Annotated in this window: 10 protein-coding genes (1 of these 10 running past the window's edge); 6 read left to right on the top strand and 4 right to left on the bottom strand. The window is 71.7% G+C overall.

Annotated features, from left to right (window positions below):
* Window positions 1–91: 91 nt before the first annotated feature.
* From QGN30_RS13710 to QGN30_RS13685, 6 genes are all read left to right on the top strand, one after another.
* A complete protein-coding gene (locus tag QGN30_RS13710) occupies window positions 92–1,216 on the top strand; it encodes an FAD-dependent oxidoreductase (RefSeq protein ID WP_201409279.1) in 1,125 nt (374 codons plus the stop codon).
* A complete protein-coding gene (locus QGN30_RS13705; protein WP_014384862.1) occupies window positions 1,213–2,526 on the top strand; it encodes an APC family permease in 1,314 nt (437 codons plus the stop codon). The genes QGN30_RS13710 and QGN30_RS13705 overlap by 4 nt, the downstream gene beginning before the upstream one ends.
* Before the next feature lie 4 nt (window positions 2,527–2,530).
* On the top strand, window positions 2,531–3,028 hold the full coding sequence (locus QGN30_RS13700) for a flavin reductase family protein (RefSeq protein WP_014384863.1): 498 nt from the start codon (window positions 2,531–2,533) through the stop codon (window positions 3,026–3,028).
* A gap of 2 nt (window positions 3,029–3,030) precedes the next feature.
* On the top strand, window positions 3,031–3,744 hold the full coding sequence (locus QGN30_RS13695; protein ID WP_014382710.1) for a pyrimidine reductase family protein: 714 nt from the start codon (window positions 3,031–3,033) through the stop codon (window positions 3,742–3,744).
* A gap of 109 nt (window positions 3,745–3,853) precedes the next feature.
* On the top strand, window positions 3,854–4,195 hold the full coding sequence (locus tag QGN30_RS13690) for a hypothetical protein (protein ID WP_008257297.1): 342 nt from the start codon (window positions 3,854–3,856) through the stop codon (window positions 4,193–4,195).
* A gap of 177 nt (window positions 4,196–4,372) precedes the next feature.
* Window positions 4,373–6,154: a serine/threonine protein kinase PknE gene (locus tag QGN30_RS13685; protein ID WP_225331767.1), complete on the top strand. Its 1,782-nt coding sequence runs from the start codon at window positions 4,373–4,375 to the stop codon at window positions 6,152–6,154.
* Between the two features lie 32 nt (window positions 6,155–6,186).
* Here the strand turns inward: QGN30_RS13685 and QGN30_RS13680 are convergent, their stop codons facing one another.
* From QGN30_RS13680 to QGN30_RS13665, 4 genes are all read right to left on the bottom strand, one after another.
* Complete coding sequence (locus QGN30_RS13680) at window positions 6,187–7,680, bottom strand: MFS transporter (protein WP_225331768.1); 1,494 nt, start codon at window positions 7,678–7,680, stop codon at window positions 6,187–6,189.
* A 29-nt stretch (window positions 7,681–7,709) separates the two neighbouring features.
* On the bottom strand, window positions 7,710–9,500 hold the full coding sequence (ngg, locus tag QGN30_RS13675; protein WP_008257303.1) for an N-acetylglutaminylglutamine synthetase: 1,791 nt from the start codon (window positions 9,498–9,500) through the stop codon (window positions 7,710–7,712).
* Window positions 9,497–11,302, bottom strand: coding sequence for an N-acetylglutaminylglutamine amidotransferase (locus QGN30_RS13670; RefSeq protein WP_009953549.1), 1,806 nt, complete (start codon window positions 11,300–11,302; stop codon window positions 9,497–9,499). The genes ngg and QGN30_RS13670 overlap by 4 nt, the downstream gene beginning before the upstream one ends.
* 95 nt (window positions 11,303–11,397) lie before the next feature.
* Window positions 11,398–20,408, bottom strand: partial view of a non-ribosomal peptide synthase/polyketide synthase gene (locus tag QGN30_RS13665; protein WP_248923683.1) — the final stretch only. 22,231 nt of this gene lie beyond the right edge of the window; 9,011 of the gene's 31,242 nt are visible here — the last part of the coding sequence; the start codon falls outside the window, past its right edge — the gene reads right to left on this strand; the stop codon is at window positions 11,398–11,400.

Below are 20,408 nucleotides of genomic sequence, written 5' to 3'. Positions count from 1 at the left end.
GGGCGCGCAGAAGAGCGTCCAACTGATGTGGCCTCCCCCGCTATCGGCTCGTCGGCGTTCGTCCGCACCGCACGCAGGGCAGGATAGCGCCATGAACCGAAAGCGCGTCGTCGTCGCGGGACTCGGGGACGCGGGCGTCCTCGCGGCGATCCGGCTGTCGCGGCACGCCGACGTCGTCGGGATCTCGGCCAAACCCGCGCTGGTCAGCGGCCAGGAACTCGGCGTTCGGCTGTCCCGCCCGCACGATTGGGCCCGCGATTACTGGATCCCGTTCGACCGGTTTCGCCGCCTGGATCGCGTCCGCACGGTGCAGGCGACGCTGACCGGGGTGGACCTGGGCGCCCGCATCGTCTTCGGCCGGGGCCAAGACGGCGCGACGATCGCCGAACCCTACGACGCGCTGGTCATCTCGACCGGGGTCAGCAACGGGTTCTGGCGCCAGCCGACGTTGCAGTCCGCCGCCGAGATCGGCGCGGGGCTGCGCGCCGCGCACGACCGGCTGGCCGCCGCCGAGTCGGTGATCGTGGTGGGCGGCGGCGCGGCGGCCGTCAGCAGCGCCCTCAACATGGCGACCACCTGGCCGGACAAGCGAATCGACCTGTACTTCCCCGGCGAGTCCGCGCTTCAGGAGTATCACCCGCGGACTTGGCAGCGGATACGCGCCCGGCTGAGCGGGCTGGGCGTCGGCGTGCACCCCGGCCACCGCGCGGTGATCGGCGAAGGCTTCGCGGGCGACGAACTCACCGACGAGCCCGTGCGCTGGAGCACCGGACAACCCCCGGCGGACGCCGACGCCGTGCTGTGGGCGATCGGGCGGGTGCGGCCCAACACCGGTTGGCTGCCACCGGAATTGCTCGACGAGCGCGGGTTTGTGCGCGTCACGCCGGACCTGCGGGTGCCCGGTCAGCGGGGCGTCTTCGCGCTCGGCGACGTCGCGGCCACCGACCCCCTGCGCAGCTCCGCCCGCAATCGCGGCGACGCCCTGGTGGCGCGAAACGTCCTCGCCGAATTCGCGGGCCGCCCGCTGCGCACCTATCGCGCGCCGACGCGGCGCTGGGGTTCACTGGTCGGCATCCAGCCCAACGGCCTGGAGGTCTTCCTGCCCACCGGCCACGCCTTCCGCTTCCCGTCCTGGTCGGTCGAACGCGTGGTGATGCCGTGGTTCGTGCGCTGGGGCATGTATCGCGGAGTGCGCCAGAACAACCCACTCGGATGAGCGCGCCATCCGGCGGCGGCGAGCTTCGCCGAAGCCTGGGAGTCTTCGACGCGGTGGTGATCGGGCTGGGCTCGATGATCGGCGCCGGGATTTTCGCCGCGCTGGGCCCGGCGGCGCGCGCCGCCGGTTCGGGACTGCTGCTGGGCCTGGCGCTCGCGGCGGTGGTGGCCTACTGCAACGCCACGTCCTCCGCGCGGCTGGCCGCGCGCTATCCCGCCTCGGGCGGCACCTACGTCTACGGCCAACAGCGGCTGGGCGAGTTCTGGGGCTACCTGGCGGGGTGGGGCTTCGTCGTCGGCAAGACCGCCTCGTGCGCGGCGATGGCCCTGACCGTCGGCGCCTACGTCTGGCCCGCGCAGGCGCACGCGGTGGCCGTGGCGGTGGTGGTCGCGCTGACCGCGGTGAACTATGCGGGAGTGCAGAAGTCGGCCTGGCTGACCCGCATCATCGTCGCGCTGGTGCTGGCCGTGCTGGCCGCGGTGATCGTCGCCGCGCTCGGATCGGGACGGCCCGGCTTCGATCCGTTCCGCCTGCAGGGCGCGACCGCCGGCGGTGTGGTGCAGGCCGCCGGACTGTTGTTTTTCGCCTTCGCCGGATATGCGCGCATCGCGACCCTGGGCGAGGAGGTGCGCGACCCGGCCCGCACCATTCCGCGGGCGATACCGCTGGCACTGAGCATCGCCCTGGCCGTCTATGCCCTGGTGGCGATCGCGGCCCTGTCCGTGCTGGGGCCGGCCCGGCTGGCCCGGAGCGCCGCGCCGCTGGTCGAAACGGCCGGCGCGGCGGGCGCGGGCCCGCTGGTTCCCCTGGTTCAGGCGGGCGCGGCGGTCGCGGCGGTGGGCTCGCTGCTGGCATTGATTCTCGGCGTCTCGCGCACCACCTTGGCCATGGCGCGCGACCGCCATCTGCCCCACCCGCTGGCCGCCGTGCACCCGCGAACCCGGGTGCCCCACCGCGCCGAACTGCTGATCGGCGTCGTGGTCGCGGTCCTGGCCGCCACCACCGACCTGCGCGACGCCATCGGGTTTTCCTCGTTCGCCGTGCTGATCTACTACGCGGTCGCCAATGCCTCGGCGTTCACCCTCGGGCGCGACGAGGGCCGACCGCCCCGGGTCGTCCCGGTGATCGGATTGCTCGGATGCGTGGTGCTGGCTTTCGCGATGCCGCGGTGGTCGGTGCTGTCCGGGGTGGCGGTGCTGGGCGTCGGCGTCGCCGCCTACGCGGTCCGGCGACTCATCTCCCGAATGATGTTGCGTCGCGGCGCAAATCGCGGGAACACGATTCCCCGGCGCTGCGACGGGGAAGACTGACCGGATGGCCGACCCCGAAACCGAAGCATTCGACAAGCTGGTGGCGGTGCTGAACTATCCGATGTTCGTCGTCACCACGCACGCCAACGGCACCCCGGCCGGCTGCCTGGTGGGTTTCGCCAGCCAGGCCAGCATTCACCCGCCCCGATTCCTGGTCGGCCTGTCGCAGCGCAACCACACGTTCCGCACGGCCCGCGACGCCACCCACCTGGCGGTGCACGTGTTCGACCACGACCACCTCGACGTCGTGGAGCTCTTCGGCGGTCAGACCAGCGACAAGATCGACAAGTTCGCCCGCTGTTCCTGGCATTCCGGCCCCGACGGGATGCCCATCCTCGACGACGCGGCCGCCTGGTTCGTCGGCGAGATCCTGGAGCGCTTCCCGCTGGGCGACCACGTCGGGCACCTGCTGGCCCCGGTCGGCGGCAGCCCGCCACGGGAGCTGGAAAGCTGGGTGTCGTTCGGCGACGTCCGCCAGCTCGAACCCGGCCACGAGGCGTGAGGGTGGACCAGTCTCCCCGGGTCAGCACCGTCCCCAGCATCGTCGAACTCGCGCCGTTCTATGCCGATCCCCCGGATGGCCTGCGCGCCAACATGATCTTCAGCGCCGACGGCGCCGCCGCGTTCGGGGGGCGAGCCGGTCCCCTGTCGTGTCCCACCGATCAGCGGCTGTTGCGGATCCTGCGCGGGCTGGCCGACGTCGTCCTGGTCGGGGCGGGCACCGCGCGCGCCGAAAACTATGGCCCGGTGAAGCTCAGCGACGCGGCGCGGGCCAGGCGGCACCACGAGGGGCGATTCGCGCCCCCGCCGATCGCCGTCGTCAGCCGCAGCGGCGACCTGCCCGCGCGGCTGTTCAGCGATCCCGAACAACCACCGATCCTGGTGACCTGCGCGCGAACCGCGGCGCGCCTCGACCACGACGACCGGCTGCGCGTCCTGATCGCCGGCGAGGACACCGTGGACGTGGCCCTGGCCGTCGCGATGCTGCGCGAGCAGGGCATGCGCCGCATCCTGTGCGAGGGCGGGCCGACCCTGCTCGACGAGCTGGTCGAGGCCGACGCCGTCACCGAACTGTGCGTCACCCTCGCCCCCAGGCTCGCCGCGAGCCAGCCGGTGGGTTACCGCGTGCACCCGGCGCGCTTGACCGCGCCGGTCACGATGCGCCTGGCGCACGCGCTGGTCTGCGACGACTACCTGTTTCTGAAGTACAGCCGCTGACACCGGTGCGCAGAAGCGCTCGACATGCAGCAAGCGGCCACCCTTCCTATGATGAAAACGCCCGGCTTGTCGCCTCCCGCGCTGCACACAGAAAAGGATCACCGGCCAGGTGAGCAGTTCAGACCACGACCGTGACTATCGGAATCTGGCGGTGAACCGATTGCGCCCCAGCGAAATTCAGTGGGCGCTCAACCACGATGCCGTGCACGGGATCGCGTATGCGTTCCGGAACCCCGTCGCGGTCGCCGAGTCACTCGAGGACCCCGACGACGACCGCAGAACCTATCTGGTCCGGGTCAAGCGCGACGACCTGGCCAACGCGCTGGAGAAGATCAACGAGTGGATCTTCGACAATCCCGGCCCGGCCGGGATGCAGGCCTACGGATTCGTCCGGGCGCTGTCGCGCGAAGGCCTCACCGACCGCGCCGCCGGGGATGACGACGTCCGTTAAGCGCGTCCCGTCGAATTAGCTGGCTTTCGCTATTCGGTGTGCCCCGCGGTCGCCGAAACCTTAGCCTTATGCCTGCATGCCACCGCATCGACGGATCCGGCGCCGCCATCGGCCGGGCCCGCGCGGGCGCCACGAATCGGTTTGCGGTGCATGGGGCTGGCGGATGAGGAGTCGCCGATGGATGACACGACCGCGGATACGCGGGCGGGTTCGCAGTTCGGGCCGTACCTGCTGCGGCGGCTGGTCGGTCGCGGCGGCATGGGCGACGTCTACGAGGCCGAGGACACGGTCCGCGAGCGCGTGGTGGCCCTGAAACTGATGTCGCCGACGCTGTCCAACGACCCGGTCTTCCGCTCGCGGATGCAGCGCGAGGCCCGCACCGCCGGGCGGCTGCACGAACCCCACGTCGTGCCCATCCACGATTTCGGCGAGATCGACGGCCAGCTCTACGTCGACATGCGCCTCGTCGACGGCAAAGACCTGGCCGGCATGCTGAAGCGGTACGGGCCATTGTCGCCGCCGCGGGCGGTGGCGATCGTCCGTCAGATCGGGTCGGCGCTCGACGCCGCCCACGCGGCCGGCATCCTGCACCGAGACGTCAAGCCGGAGAACATTCTGGTGAGCGCCGACGACTTCGCCTACCTCGTCGATTTCGGCATCGCCAGCGCGACGTCGGACGAAAAGCTGACGCAAATCGGCACCACCGTGGGCACCGCCAAATACATGGCCCCGGAACGGTTCGGCGACTCCCAGGTGACGCATCGCGCCGATATCTACGCGCTGGCCTGCGTGCTGTACGAGTGCTTGACCGGCTCCCCTCCCTACACGGGCGACCAGCTCAGCGTGATCGGCGCGCACGTGCACCAACCGATCCCACGGCCCAGCGCGGCGCGGCCCAGCATCCCGGCCGGCTTCGACGAGGTGATCGCCCGCGGCATGGCCAAGAACCCCGACGACCGCTACCTCACCTGTGGTGACCTGTCATCCGCCGCGTACGCGGCGCTGGCCGCACCCGACCAGGATCGGGCCACCGACATCCTGGCGCGCACCCAGATGGCAACGCCGCCTTCGGCATTCGCCGCCCAGGCACCCGGGGGCATCGCGCCGGCACCGCCCGCGGCGACGGCGTGGCCCAGCCCTGCGGGCGCCGGCCAGCCATTTACTCCCGGCGGGCCGGTGCCCCAACCGACCGGCTGGGGCGGCGCTGGGGGCTGGAGCAACGCCGGTGGCCCGCCGCCGTGGGCGCCACCGCCGCAAGCGGGCCGCAGGCCCTGGCTGTGGGTCGGCGTCGCCGCCACCGTCGCCGTGGTGCTCGTCGGGGCGCTGCTCGCCGTGGTACGGCCGTGGGAATCTGAGTCCCCGCCGGAGCCGCCTTCGCCGCCGCCACCACCGGAGGCCGTCGCGCTGCGGGTGCTCGATGACGGTGTGTACGTGGGCAGTTCGGCCGCACGGGCGACGATCGACATCTTCAACGAACCCATCTGCCCGCCGTGCGGCACCTTCATCCGATCGAACGGCGCCGACATCGACGCGGCGGTGAACAACAAGAAGCTCGCGGTGCGCTATCACCTGCTCAACTTCCTCGACGACCGCTCGCACAGCCGGACCTATTCGACCCGCGCGGTCGCGGCCACCTACTGCGTCGCCGCGCAGAACGACGCCAAGCTCTACAGCGACTTCTATTCGGGCTTGTTCGCCAGCAACTTTCAGCCGCAGGAGGGCGGCGCCGAAGACCGCACCGACGGCGAATTCGCGCAACTGGCCAAGACGGTCGGCGCCGGCGCCGCCGTGATCACCTGCATCAAGTCCGGCGACGACCTCGGCACGGCCAAGACGAAAGCGGCCAACGGCTATTCGACGCTGTCCGGCGTCAACGCCAACTCCACCCCCTTCGTGTGGGACGGCGTCACGTCCGTGAACTATCAGGATCCCGCCTGGCTGACCAGGCTCACCGGATAGGCGAGCGGTGACGCGCGCGAGCGGACGGCCCGTCAGTCCGGGAGCGGCGCCGAATCCCCTTGGCGTTCGGCCTCTTCGGCGTCTTCCACGGTCAGCGGCAACGCCAGCTCTTCCAGCGGGCGCCGCTCGGCGGCGACCCCCAGCCACAGTTCGACCAGCCCGGCCGCGGCCATCACCACCGCGCCGATCAAAAACGACCAGACGACCTCGCTGCGGTGGCCCGAGTTGATCAGCTGACCGAACAGCAGCGGGCCGGTGATGCCGCCGATCGCCGTCCCCATCGCGTAGAAGAACGCGATCGCCAGCGCCCGCGTCTCCATCGGGAAGATCTCGCTGACGGTCAGGTACGCCGCGCTGGCACCGGCCGACGCCAAAAAGAACGCCACGATGAGCACGCCGATGAAGGCCCAGACGCCGCCGGCCTGGGTGACGAACACCAGCGCCAGCACCACCACCGCGAGACCCGAGCCGATGTAGGTCAGCGTGATCATCGGTTTGCGGCCGACGGTGTCGAACAGATGCCCGAGCACCAGCGGGCCGGCGAAGTTGCTCAGAGCCCACAGCACGAAGAAGACCGGCACCATGCCCGACGGCACGGCGTAGAACTGGCTGAGCAGCGTGCCGAGGTTGAACGTGACGCCGTTGTAGAGGAACGCCTGCCCGATGAACAGCGCCAGCCCGAGCACCGCGCGCCGCGGGTAGAGCTTGAAGGCCACGCCGGCGATCTCCCGGAACGAGATCGCCTTGCGCTGGCGGATCCGCAGCGGCTTGCCCTGCGGCTCGGGCAGGGGCTCGCCCGTCTCCCGCTCGACCTCCTGCTCGATCTCGCCGACGATGTGCTCGGCCTCCTCCTCGCGTCCGTGAATGAACAGCCAGCGCGGGCTCTCCGGGACGTTGCGCCGCACCAGCAGCACGAAGATGCCCAGGATCGCGCCGATGCCGAAGGCGAGCCGCCACCCGATGTCGGGCGGAAAGTTGGCGGTGTTCAACAGGATCAGCGCGCCGCCGGCGCCGGCGGCCGAACCCAGCCAATAGGTTCCGTTGATCACCAGGTCGACCCGGCCGCGCACCCGCGCCGGGATCAGCTCGTCGATGGCCGAGTTGATGGCGGCGTATTCGCCGCCGATGCCGGAGCCGGTGAAGAAGCGGGTCAGGAAGAAATACCAGGGGGCGAACGCGAACGCGGTCGCCACGGTGGCGACCAGATAGATCGCGAGGGTGAGGATGAACAGGTTTCGTCGTCCGAACCGGTCCGTGAGGTGACCGAAGAACAGCGCCCCCGAACACGCCCCGGCGATGTAGATCGCCGCCGCCATACCGATCTGCGCGGGGTCCAGCGCGATGCCGCTGCCCGGTTCCATGAGCCGAGCCGAGACGTTGCCCACCATGGTGACCTCGAGCCCGTCGAGCACCCACACTCCGCCCAGGCCGACGACGACGCGCCAATGGAACCGGGACCACGGCAGCCGGTCCAGCCGTGCAGGTACCTGCGTCGTGATGGCGTTGGTTTGCGCGCTCGCACTCACGGGCGTCTCCGTTCTGGTTTCGACCGGCGTCAGCCGCGATCGGAGCGGGACTCCTCGGGCGTCCAGGCCTGCGGCTGCCCGGGGTGGCCGGGGAAGAGGAAATCGATGAAAGCCGCCGCCGTGGGCTGAGGTTCGTGGTTGGCCAGCCCCGGTCGCTCGTTGGCTTCGATGAACGCGTAGTCGGCGCCCGTGACGTCGGGCACCAGCAGGTCGATGCCGGTCACCGGGATGCCGATCGCCTCGGCCGCGGTCACCGCGACCCGGCACAGCTCGCTGTTCACCTGCGCGGTGACGTCGTGGATGGTGCCGCCCTGATGCAGGTTCGCCGTGCGACGCACCCGGAGCCGGGTGCCCTGGGGCAGCACATCGTCGAGCGCCCAACCGGCTTCGGCGACGGTCGATTCCGTGAGGTCGTCCAGCGGGATGCGGGACTCGCCGCCGGTGGCCGCCGACCGCCGCCGGCTTTCGGCCGCGATCAGGTCCCGCACGCTGTGCTCCCCCGTGCCGATGATCTCCGGGGGCATGCGCAGGGCGGCGGCGACGACGCGGCCGTCGATCACGACGAGGCGAAGGTCGTCGCCGGCCACCCGCTGCTCGATGAGCACGTCCGGGTATTGCTTGCGGGCGCGCGCGAGGGCGGCGGACAGGTCGTCGGGCCCGTTGTCGGGAACGACCCCGACCGTGATGCCCTTGCCCTGCTCGCCCCGCGTCGGTTTGACGACGACCTCGCCCACCTCCTTGAGGAAGGCGAAGTCGCTCTCGTCGAAGGTGGCCAGCCGCGCGCGCGGCACGGTGATGCCGGCCTCGGAGACCAGGCGCCGGGTCAACCGCTTGTCGTCGCAGCGGCACATGGCCACCGCCGAGGTGTATTCGGACAGCGACTCGCGGGTGATGACGCTGCGCCCGCCGTGGGTGAGCCGCATCTCGCCGGTCTCGGCGTCGAGCACCTCGACCCAAATCCCGCGGCGCAGCGCCTCGTCGGCGATGATCCGGGCGTACGGGTTGAGGTCGTCGACCGTCTCGGGCGGCGGGCTGAACAGCGGCTCGTTGATCGCGTTCTTGCGCTTGATCGCCAGCACCGGGACGCGGCGGAAACCCAGCTTCTCGTAGAGGCCGATGGCGGCGGCGTTGTCGTGGGCCACCGACAGATCCATGTAGGCGCGGCCCGCGTCGCGGAAGTGCTCGGCCAGCGCCCGGGTGAGGGCCGCGCCGACCCCCGGGAGCCCGGCGGCCGGATCGACGGCCAGCGTCCACAGGCTCGACCCCTCCTCCGGGTCGTTGAACAGCAACTCGTGGTCGACGCCGGTGACGGTGCCGACCACGGCGCCGTCCTCGTCGCGCACCGCGAGCAGATACTTCACCGCCGGCACATGCCGATGGTTGTCCCAGATCACGTCGACCCCGGCGGGGACCATCCCGCAGCGCACGTACACGCGGTTCATGGCGTCGGCGTCGATCGGATCGTTGAGCGTGCGCACCGTCACGCCCAGCGGCGGCGGCGGCGAGGCCTTCTTTTTGCCCGTGAAGCGCAGCCGGTAGGTGTGGCTGGGGTCGATGAACAGCTCGGTCGGCGCCTCGGCGACCACGACGTGGGATTCGCGGGCGTAGATGCAGATGTCGCGCCGGCCGGGACCCTCGCGGCGCAGCGCCTCGACCAGTTGCTGGGAGTCGGCGAAGGTCTGCCCGAAAATCAGTCGGCCCCAACCCAATTCGAGCTCGACGTCTTTCGCCATCGCATCGACCAGCTCCGGCGGCGAAGCGTCGTGCAGACCGAGCGTGATCGCCTCGGTGTGGTCGCCGGACGGATCGACCACGGTCATGCAACCGGCCCCGTGATGCCGTGACGCTGCAACCACAGCTCGAGCAGGGCGATCTGCCACAGCTCGTTGCCGCGCAGCGGGGTCAGCTTGCCGTTGGGATTCTCCAGCAGGGTGTCGACCGCTTCCGCACGGAACAGGCCGCGCTCCTTGGCAACCGGCGCGTAGAGGGCGTCGCGGACCATGTCGAGGTAGGGCCCCTCGAGATGGGTCAGCGCCGGAACCGGGAAATAGCCCTTGGGCCGGTCGATGACCTCCGATGGAATCACCCGCCGCGCAGCCTGTTTCAGGACGCCCTTGCCCTCGTGCGCGATCTTCAACTCCGGCGGGCAGGTGGCGGCCAGTTCCACCAGCTCGTGGTCGAGGAACGGAACCCGGCCCTCCAGCCCCCACGCCATCGTCATGTTGTCGACCCGCTTCACCGGGTCGTCGATGAGCATCACGGTGGTGTCGAGCCGCAACGCGCGGTCGACGCCCGTCTCGGCGCCGGCCTGCGCGAAGTGCTCGGTGACAAATCGGCCACTGGGGTCGCCGGGCGCCATGATGCCCGGGCCCAGCAGGCCGGCCAGCTCGGCCGAATCACGGTCGAAGAAGGCACCGCGGTACTCGGCGACCGCACCCTGCAGCGACGCGGCGGCCGGTGAGCCCATCGGCGGGTACCAGTGATAGCCGGCGAACACCTCGTCGGCGCCCTGGCCGGACTGCACGACCTTCACGTGGCGCGCCACTTCCTGACTGAGCAGATAGAAGGCGACGCAATCGTGGCTGACCATCGGCTCGCTCATCGCGCCGATGGCCCCGTCGAGGGCGGGCAGCATCCGTTCGGTCTCGATGCGGATCTGGTGGTGGTCGGTCTCGAAGCGCTTGGCCACGATGTCGGAGTACTGGAACTCGTCGCCCTTGACGCCGCCGGCCGACTCGAAGCCGATCGAGAAGGTGGACAGCCCGTGCTGGCCGGCCTCGGCGAGCAGGCCCACGATCAGGCTGGAGTCGACACCGCCGGACAGCAGGCAGCCGACCGGCACGTCGGCCACCAGGCGGCGCTTCACCGCCAGGCGCAGCGTGGACAGCACGGCGTCTTCCCAGTCGCGCTCCGACCAGTCCGCGCGGTCGGCGTGCCGGGTGAAGTCGGGCGCCCAGTACGTGGTGACGGTGCGCCTGCCGTCGGGCTCGATCGCGACGAGCGAGGCGGGCGGCACCTTGCGCACCCCGCGCAGGATGGTGGCCGGGGCGGGCACCACCGAGTGGAAGGTCATGTAGTGGTGCAGGGCGACGGGGTCGATGCGGGTGTCCACGCCGCCGCCGGCCAGCAGGGCCGGCAGGGTCGAGGCGAAGCGGACCCGGTGGTTGTCCTCGGTCAGGTACAGGGGTTTGATGCCGAGCCGGTCGCGCCCGAGCAGCACTCGCCCGCTGTCGCGCTCGACGATGGCGAAGGCGAACATGCCGAACAGGTGGCTGACGAAGTCGTCGCCCCACCGGTGGTAGGCCTTGATCAGAACCTCGGTGTCGCTGTGCGAGAAGAAGCGGTAGCCGTACCCGCTGAGTTCGCTGCGCAGTTCCTTGTAGTTGTAGATGCAGCCGTTCCAGGCGATCGACAGGCCCAGTTCGGAGTCGACCATCGGCTGCGAGCCGGCCTCGGTCAGGTCGATGATCTTGAGGCGACGATGGCCGAGGGCAACCCGGCCCTGCGACCAGGCGCCGCCACTGTCCGGGCCCCTCGGCGTCAGCACGGCGGCCATCGCTGAGACCGCCGCTACCTCGGGCGCCCGCCCGTCGAGTCGTACCTCCCCGGTGACTCCGCACACCTCTTCGACCCTACCGGGGCCCGATTCGGCGCGCGCGTGACGTCCGCCAAAAGCGCTGCAACGGCCCATCAACGCCCATGATCAACGCGTGGTGATCACTGCGATCGCCGCGAGTGTGAGGTGGCTCGCATCGTCGCGCCCAGAAGGTCGCGCAGCCGCTCGCCGTACCTCGCCACCGATTCGGCGGTCAGCATGTCGTGGTGCGTGCAGTCGATCGCGTGCACCGCAATGTGGCCGGACGCGTAGGGCGCCCACGATCGCGACAGCCGCGCGCCGCGATCGCCGTCGTCGCGGGCCGCGGAAAACACGGTGATCTCCCCCTCGAAGCGCCCCGGCTCGTGGCGGCGATAGAGCTCGATGTTGTCGTTGAGGTTGCTCAGCAGTTGCGCGACGAGCGGTTTGCTGCGCGGCCGGCGTTCGTCGGCGTGTCCGTCTTGTTCGACGGGGCCGATGTTGTTGGCCCGCAACACTTCTTCGAGCACCCGCTGCTCGCCCTGGGCGTGCTCGCCCACGGCCATGCCGCCGTCGAGGCCGGGTTGGGCGTCGAGGAGGATCAGGCGCCCGATCTCGCACCCCCGCCGCTGCAGCTCGATGGCGACCTCGTGGGCCACGACCCCACCGAACGACCAGCCCAGCAGGTTGTAGGGCCCGTCGGGATAGGCGTGCTGGATCCGGTCAGCATAGGTCTGCGCCATCGCCCGGATGGACCGCGGGCCGCCGTCGCCGTTGCGCGGGACCTGCTGGATCCCGATGATCGGGCAGTCGAGGTGGTTTCCGAGCACCTGATACGGCCAGCTCACCCCGCCGGCGGGATGCACGCAGAACAGCGGGACACCGCCGACCCCCTGCTTGAGGGTCTGCACCGGAACCACCTCGTGCGCGTCCGTCGTGGGGGTGCGCAGTCGCTGACCCAACCCGGCGACCGTGGGCGCGTCGAACAAGGTGCGCACCGGGAGATCGGCACCCAGGCCGGTGTTGATCGCCGCGACGAGACGCATCGCGGAAATGCTGTCGCCGCCCAGGTCGAAGAACGAGTCGTCGGCCCCGACCCGCTGAACGCCGAGCACGCGCGCGAAGGCCGCGGCCAGCGCCTCCTCGAGCGCGTTCGACGGGGCCCGGTACCCGCTGCCGGTGTACTGCACCGCCGGCAGCGCGCGGGTGTCGAGTTTGCCGTTGGGCGTCAGCGGCAGCGCGTCGAGCCCGACCACGGCCGCCGGCACCATGTAGCCCGGCAGCCGTTGGGCCAGCGCGGTGCGCGCCTCGCCCGGGTCGGCGGTTCCGGTGATGTACCCCACCAGGCGTTTGTCGCCGGGGCGGTCCTCGCGGGCGATCACCACCGCCTGGTCGACGTCCTCCAGCGCGGCCAGCGCGGTCTGGACTTCGCCGAGCTCGATGCGGTAGCCGCGGATCTTGACCTGCTCGTCGGCGCGGCCCAGGTATTGCAGCTGGCCGTCCGTTGTCCAGCACACCAGGTCCCCGGTGCGATACATGCGCGACCCGGGCGCCCCGAACGGGCACGCCACGAACCGCGACGCGGTCAGCCCGGGCCGGCCGACGTAACCCGCGGCCACCCCGTCGCCGGCCACGTACAGCTCCCCCACGACGCCTGCGGCGACGGGACGCAACCAGCCGTCGAGCACGAACAGCGCCGCGCCGTCCACCGGCGAACCGATCGGCGGCGTCCCGGATCCCGCCGTCAGTGGCGCGCTGATCGCCACGCACATCGTCGTCTCGGTCGGGCCGTAGGCGTTGACCATCACCCGGCCCGGCGCCCACCGGTCCACCACCTCGGGCGGGCAGGCCTCCCCGGCCATCACCAGCGACACCGATTCCAGCCCCTCGTGGGACAGCATCGCCACCGCGGACGGCGTCTGGGTCAGTACGCTGACCCGCTCGGCGGCCAGCAGGTCGTGGAAGTCCCGCGGCGAGCGCGCCACCGACTCGGGCACGACGACCAGCCGCCCGCCGCGCAGCAGCGCGCCGAAGATCTCCCACACCGAGACGTCGAACGCGTACGAGTGGCTTTGCGTCCACACGCCGGCTCGTGGCAGGCCCGCATCCAGCGGCTCGAGCAGCTGCGTCACGTTGCGATGAGTGATCGCAACGCCTTTGGGAACGCCGGTGGTGCCCGAGGTGTAGATGATGTAGGCGATGCCGTCGGGCGGGGGCGCCGGCAACGGCGTGCCCGCTGCGGTGTCGGTCGGTGCGTCCTCGATGTCGATGACGGTGACGTCGCACCCGTCCAGCCGCGAGCGCAGGCCCGTGGTGGTGACGGCCGCGACCGGCGCGGAATCCTCGAGCATGAATCTGATCCGGGTGGCGGGCGCCGCCGGGTCGATCGGCAGGTAGGCCGCGCCGGTCTTGAGCACCGCCAGGATCGCGACGATCGCCTGCGGCGAGCGCGAAAACAGCAGGGCCACAGCCTGTCCCGGGCCCGCGCCGTGGCCGGTCAGCAGGTGCGCCAGCCGGTTGGCGGCGTCGTCGAGTTCGCGGTACGTCATCGACAGGTCGCCCCAGCTGACCGCCACCGCGTCCGGCGTCCCGGCGACGTGCGCGTCGAACAACGCCGGAATCGACGGGAATTCGAGCGGCGCGCGGGCCAGGACCGCCCGGTTGCCGACCTCGTCGAGGCGCGCGTGTTCGGACCCGTCGAGCAGGTCCACCGACGAGAGCGGCCGGGCGGGATCGGCGGTCATCGCGACCAGCACCCGCTCGAACCGCTCGCCCAGCGCGCCGATCGTGTGCGCGTCGAAGACGGCGGCGTCGTATTCGACCCGAAGGCCCAGTTCCTCGCCGGACAGCGCGGCCTGCATCGTCAACGGGTAGTGGTTGCGCTCGAACATGTTGACGTCGGTGATGCCCAGCTCGTGGTCGACGGCCATCGCCGAGGTGTCCAGCGGGTAGTTCTCGTAGGCGAACAGGGTGTCGAACAGCTTGTCCTGACCGATGATTCGGTGGATCTCGCTCAGTGCCAGGTGCTGGTGGTCGAGGGTCTCGGTGTGCGCGCCTTGCAGCTGGGCCAGCAGGTCGGCCGCGGTGGTCGCCGCCGTGATGCGCGCGCGCACCGGGACGGTGTTGATCATCAGGCCCACCATCGCGTCGGCGCCGGGGACGTCGGCGGGCCGGCCCGAGACGGTGGTGCCGAACGCGACGTCGTGCTGGCCGGTCAGCCACGCCAGTAGCTGCGCCCACGCGGCGTGCAGCACGGTGCTGACGGTGGTGTGGCTGGAGCGGGCCAGCTCGCCGAGCGCGGCCGTGATCCCCGCCGGGACCGTGAACGACTGGACGCCCCGGGCGCCCGGCTCCGGCTGGTGCGGCGGGCCGACCAGCGTCGGGGTGTCGAAGCCGTCGAACACCCCTGCCCAGGCCTCGCGCGCGGCGTCGCGGTCGCGTTCGGCCAGCCAGGCGACGAACCTGCGGTAGGGCGGGGGCGCGGGGAGGCGCTGGCCGGTGTAGCAGGCGAACGTCTCGTTCAGCAGGATCGGGACCGACCAGCCGTCGAGCACGATGTGATGAATGGTGAGCACCAGCCGATGCCGGTCCTGCCCGGTGCGGATCAGCACCGCCCGCACGGCGGGCTCGTCGGCCAGGTCGTAGACGGCTTCGCGTTCGGCCGCGCACAGGCGTTGGATCTGCTCCTCGGGTTCGGACCCGTTGGCGGCGACCTCGAGATAGCGCCAGGCCATCGCCGGGTCGGCGGGGATGATCTGCACCGGCTCGTCGAACCGGTCGCTGAACCGGGCGACGAGGTGCGGGTGCCGGGTGATCACCGCGTGCATCGCGTCGCGCAGCCGGTCGCGGTCGATCGGACCGGCGAGGCTGAGGTCCAGCTGGACCACGTAGAGGTGGTCGTCGGAGCCCCGCATGGTGGTGGCGTGGAACAGCAGCCCCTCCTGCAACGGGGTCAGCGGCAGGACGTCGGCCACCCGGTGGATCCGCTCGAGCTGGTCGATCTGCGGCTGGTTCAGCCGGGCCGGCGCGATGTCCGACGGGGTCAGTCCGCCGCCGCCGTCGCGCACGTGCGCGCAGATGCCGGCCAGCGCCTGGAACCACAGCGTGCTCAGCCGGGCCACCTGCTCGCGGTCGAGCGCCGAGGGCGCCCACGTCCAGGTTGCGTGCAGCTGGGGGCCGTCCTCGGTGTCCATGGTGCCGGCGTTGAGGTCCACGGTGTGCATCAGCGGCATGGGCACCGCGGTGCTGGCGGCGGTGGCCGCCGCGCCGTCCCGGCTGATCCGCCAAAGCTCGTCGGAAAGTTCGGCGGCCGCCCCGCCCAGCCGGCCGAGGTAGTTGAACCCGATCGTCGGGTCGGAGCCGTCCAGGTCGACCTCGTCGTTCAGGTAGCGCAGCAACCCGTAGGTCAGCGGGTCGGGCAGGGCGCGCAGCTGCTCCTTGGCGTCTTTGAGCAGCGCGCCCAGGATCGGCGCGCCGGCCACGACGTCCGCCCAGGACAGGCCGCCGACGTTGAGGGCCACCGGGTATTTGGCGGTGAACCAGCCCACGGTGCGGGACAGGTCCACGCCGGCGGCCAGCTCCTCGTCGCGGCCGTGGCCCTCGACGTCGATGCCGATCGGGGCGCCCGCGTTGCCCAGGAATTCCGCCCAGGCCAGCGCGAACCCGGCGAGCAGGATGTCGTTGATCCCGGCGTGGAAGGCGGCCGGCGCCTCGCCGAGCAGCGTGCGGGTGGTCTCGACGTCCAGCAGCACCGACAGGTTCTCGGCGGTCTCGTAGGTGTCCAGGCCGGGACGCACGGCCGGCAGCGCGGGCGGGGTCGCCGCCACCCGACGCCAGGCTTCGGCCCGCTCGGTCACCGCGGGCGCGTGCGCGCGCTCGGCCAGCAATGACGCCCAGCGGGCGAACGACGTCCCGCCGGTGGGCAGCGCCACCGGCTGCCCGTGGTGGTGCTGGCCCCAGGCGATGTTGAGGTCTTCCAGCAGGACCCGCCAGGACACCCCGTCGACGGCCAGGTGGTGAACGATCAGCACCAGCTGGCCGGTGGGTGCGACCCACAGCGCGCTGAGCATCACCCCGGCGGCCGGGTTCAACCGGGCCCGCGCCTCGACGACCGCCGCGTCGGTCAGTTCGTCCACCGAGAGCACGCGGTGCGCGGCGTCCACCGAGCCCGGCTCGGGCACCTGCAGCGACCACTCGCCGCCGTCGTCGTCCGAATCGCGGTCCACCCGCAGGCGCAGCATGGCGTGCCGGTCCAGCAGGGCCTGCAACACGGTCACGACGTCGGCCTCGGTGACCCCGGCGGGGGCTTGCAGCACCATCGTCTGGTTGAACTGGTCGACCGGACCGCCCGCACTTTCCACCCCGCGCAGCCAGCGGATGATCGGGGTGGCGGTGATCGCCCCGGTGCCCTCGTCGACCACGCCGTCCTCGCCGTCGGCCGCGACGGCCACCCGGGCCAGCCGGGCCACGGTCTGCTCGGTGAAGATGTCGCGGGTCCGCACCGCCAGGCCCGCGGCCCGGGCCCGGGTCACCACCTGCATCGAGGAAATGCTGTCCCCGCCCAGGTCGAAGAACGAATCGTCGGCCCCGACCCGCTCGACCCCCAGGACCTGGGCGTACATGGCGGCCAGGGTCTCCTCGACCGGGGTCTGGGGGGCGCGATAGCGATCGGCGTCGGTGTATTCCGGTGACGGCAGGGCCCGCGCGTCGAGCTTGCCGTTGGGGGTCAGCGGCAGCGCGTCGAGCGCGACGACCGCCGCCGGGACCATGTAGGCCGGGAGCCGATCGCCCAGCCGGGCGCGCAGCTGGGCCGGGTCCGCTGCGCCGGTGACGTAGCCGACCAAACGCTTATCGCCGGGACGGTCCTCGCGCGCGATGACGACGGCCTGGTCCACCCCGTCGAGGGCGGCGAGGGCCGAACGCACCTCGCCGAGCTCGATGCGGTAGCCGCGGACCTTGACCTGGTCGTCGGCGCGGCCCAGGTACTGCAGCTGCCCGTCGGAGCCCCAGCACACCAGGTCACCGGTCCGGTACATGCGCGATCCGGGCGCCCCGAACGGGCACGCCACGAACCGCGACGCGGTCAGGCCGGACCGCTTCCAGTAGCCGCAGGCCACGCCGGCGCCGGCCACGTACAGCTCGCCGACGACGCCTTGCGGCACCGGCCGCAGCGACTCGTCCAGCACGAACAGCCCCGCGCCGGGCACCGGCGATCCGATGGGAACGACGTTCGATCCGGCCTTGAGTGGCGCGCTGACCGCCGCGTACACCGTCGCCTCGGTGGGGCCGTAGGCGTTGATCATCGCCCGTCCCGGCGCCCAGGCGTCCACCAGCTCCGTCGGGCAGGCCTCCCCCGCGACCACCAGGGTGGCCGATTCGAGCCCCTCGGGCGACAGCACGCCCGCCGCCGACGGGGTCTGACTGATCACGCTGACCCGTTCGTCGACCAGCAGCGCGTGGAAGTCCCGCGGGGATCGCACCGCCGAGTCCGGGATGACCACCAGCCGCCCGCCGTGCAGCAGCGCGCCGAAGATCTCCCAGACCGAGACGTCGAAGGCCAGCGAGTGCCACTGCGACCACACGCCTTCGCGCGGCAGGCCCGAGTCCTGGGCTGCCAGCAGCTGGGCGACGTTACGGTGGCTCACCGCAACGCCTTTGGGCACCCCGGTGGTGCCCGAGGTGTAGATCAGGTAGGCGATGTCGTCCGCGTCCGGCGCCGGCAGAGCGGTGGCCGGCTGGGCGTCGATCGCGGGGTCGTTCACGTCGAGGACGACGACGTGATGCCCGCGCAGCCGCGCCGCGAGCTCGCCGGTGCTGATCGCGGCCATCGGGGCGGCGTCGGAGAGCATGAACCCGATCCGCTCGGCCGGCAGCCCCGGGTCGATCGGCAGGTACGCGGCGCCGGACTTGAGCACCGCGAGGATCGCGACGATCGCGTCGGCCGACCGGCCGAACAGCAGGGCCACCCGCTCGCCGGGCCCCACGCCGAAGCCGGCGAGCCGGTGCGCGAGGCGGTTGGCGGCCTCGTCGAGCTCGCGGTAGGTCCACGAGCGGCCTTCGAAGCTCAGGGCCACCGCGTCGGGGGTGCGCGCCGCCTGCGCGGCGAACAGCGCCGGGATCGAGCCGGCCTCGGTCGCCGGTGCGGTGAGCACGGCGCGGTTGCCCAGGGCGTCCAGCCGGGCGTGCTCGGCCGCGTCGAGCAGGTCCACCGACGACATCGGGCGGGTGGGGTCGGCGGTCATCGCCGTCAGGACTCGTTCCAGCCGCCGGATCAGCGCCCGGATGCTGTCCGCGTCGAACACGTCGGTGCGGAACTCGACCCGTCCGCCGATCCCGGCGGGCTCGTCGCCGTCGGTCCAGCGTTCGGCCAGCGAGAACACCAGGTCCATGCGGGCCACCTGGGTGTCCAGCGGAATCGAGGTGACCCGCACGTCGCCCAGGGCCAGCCCGGCCCCGGGGTCGCCGTCCTGGCCGGCGAAGTTCTGCCACGCCAGCATCACCTGCACGAGCGGGTGATGGCTCAGGCTCCGCGCCGGGTTGACCCGCTCGACCAGCACCTCGAAGGGCACGTCTTGGTGCTCGAACGCCTCGAGGCTGCGGGCGCGCACCCGGGCGAGCAGGTCGGTGAAGGAGGGATCGCCGGCCAGGTCGACACGCAGCACCAGGGTGTTGACGAAGAAGCCGACCAGCTCGTCGAGGGCGGGGTCGCGCCGCCCGGCGATCGGGAAGCCCACCGCCACGTCGGTGCTGGCGCTGATCTTCGACAGCAGCACCGCCAGGGCGGCCTGCACCACCATGAAGCTGGTCGAGTTGTACTCGCGGGCCAGCCCGGCGACCTGCTGCTGCAGGTCCGCCGGCCAGTCGACCTCGACGGCCGCGCCGCGCTGATCGGCGATCTGCGGGTAGGGCCGGTCGGTGGGCAGCTGAAGCCGCTCGGGCATGCCGGCCAGCGCCTCCTGCCAGTAGGCGAGCTGCTCGGCGATGCGGCTGCCGCTGTCGGCCAGCTCGCCGAACTGGTCGCGCTGCCACAGGGTGTAGTCGACGTATTGCACCGGCAGGGGCTCCCAGTCGGGGGCCCGCCCGGCGGACCGGCTGGCGTACGCCATGCCCAGGTCGCGCACCAGCGGTCGCAGCGACCAGCCGTCCGCGGCGATGTGGTGGACCACGGCGACCAGCACGTGTTCGTCCTCGGCGACGCGGAAAAGCGAAGCGCGCAGCGGGATTTGGGTCGCCAGGTCGAAGGTTTCGGCGGCGGCGATGTCGATGGCCTCGCGCAGCCGGCCGGCCGACCACCCGCGGGCGTCGACCATCCGCCAGCTCAGATCGGCCCGCTCGGCGGGGAGCACCACCTGCTGGGGTGTTCCCTGCGGCGCGGCGAACACCGTCCGCAGGCTCTCGTGGCGGGCCACCACGTCGGCCAGCGCGGCGCCGAGCGCGTGCGCGTCGAGCCGCCCGTGCATCCGCAGCGCCGCGGCCATGTTGTAGACGGGGGACGGTCCCTGCAGCTGGTCGAGGAACCACAGCCGGCTCTGGGCGAACGACAGCGGGATCACCGCCGGCCGGGCGCCCGCCACCAGCGGGTCCAGCCGGCCCGTGTCCTCGCCGATGCGCGGCGCCAACTGGGCGACGGTGGGCGCCTCGAAGATGACGCGCACCGGAACGCCGGTGTCCATGGCGCTGTTGATCGCCGCGATGACGCGCATCGCCGAGATGCTGTCGCCGCCGAGGTCGAAGAAGGAGTCGTCGACGCCGACCCGCTCGACGCCGAGCACGTGGGCGTAGATGCCGGCCAGGATCTCCTCGGTGGGGGTGGTCGGCGAGCGATACCCCGCGGCGGAGTATTCGGGCGCCGGCAGGGCGCGGGTGTCGAGCTTGCCGTTGACGGTCATGGGCAGCGCGTCGAGCGCCACCACCGCCACCGGAACCATATAGGCCGGCAACCGCTCGGCCAGCTCGGCGCGGGCGCCGGCCGGGTCGGCGGGTCCGGTGATGTAGCCGACGAGGCGCTTGTCACCGGGGCGGTCCTCGCGGGCGACGACGACGGCCTGGTCCACCCCGTCGAGCGCGGCCAGCGCCGAACGCACCTCGCCGACCTCGATGCGGTAGCCGCGGATCTTGACCTGCTCGTCGGCGCGGCCGAGGTATTGCAGCTGGC

The sequence above is a fragment of the Mycobacterium sp. 3-98 genome (assembly GCF_035918355.1).
In the GTDB taxonomy this organism is placed as follows: domain Bacteria; phylum Actinomycetota; class Actinomycetes; order Mycobacteriales; family Mycobacteriaceae; genus Mycobacterium; species Mycobacterium intracellulare.
Note: the sequence above shows the minus strand (reverse complement) of the source record. Positions and strands in the feature narration are given on the sequence as shown.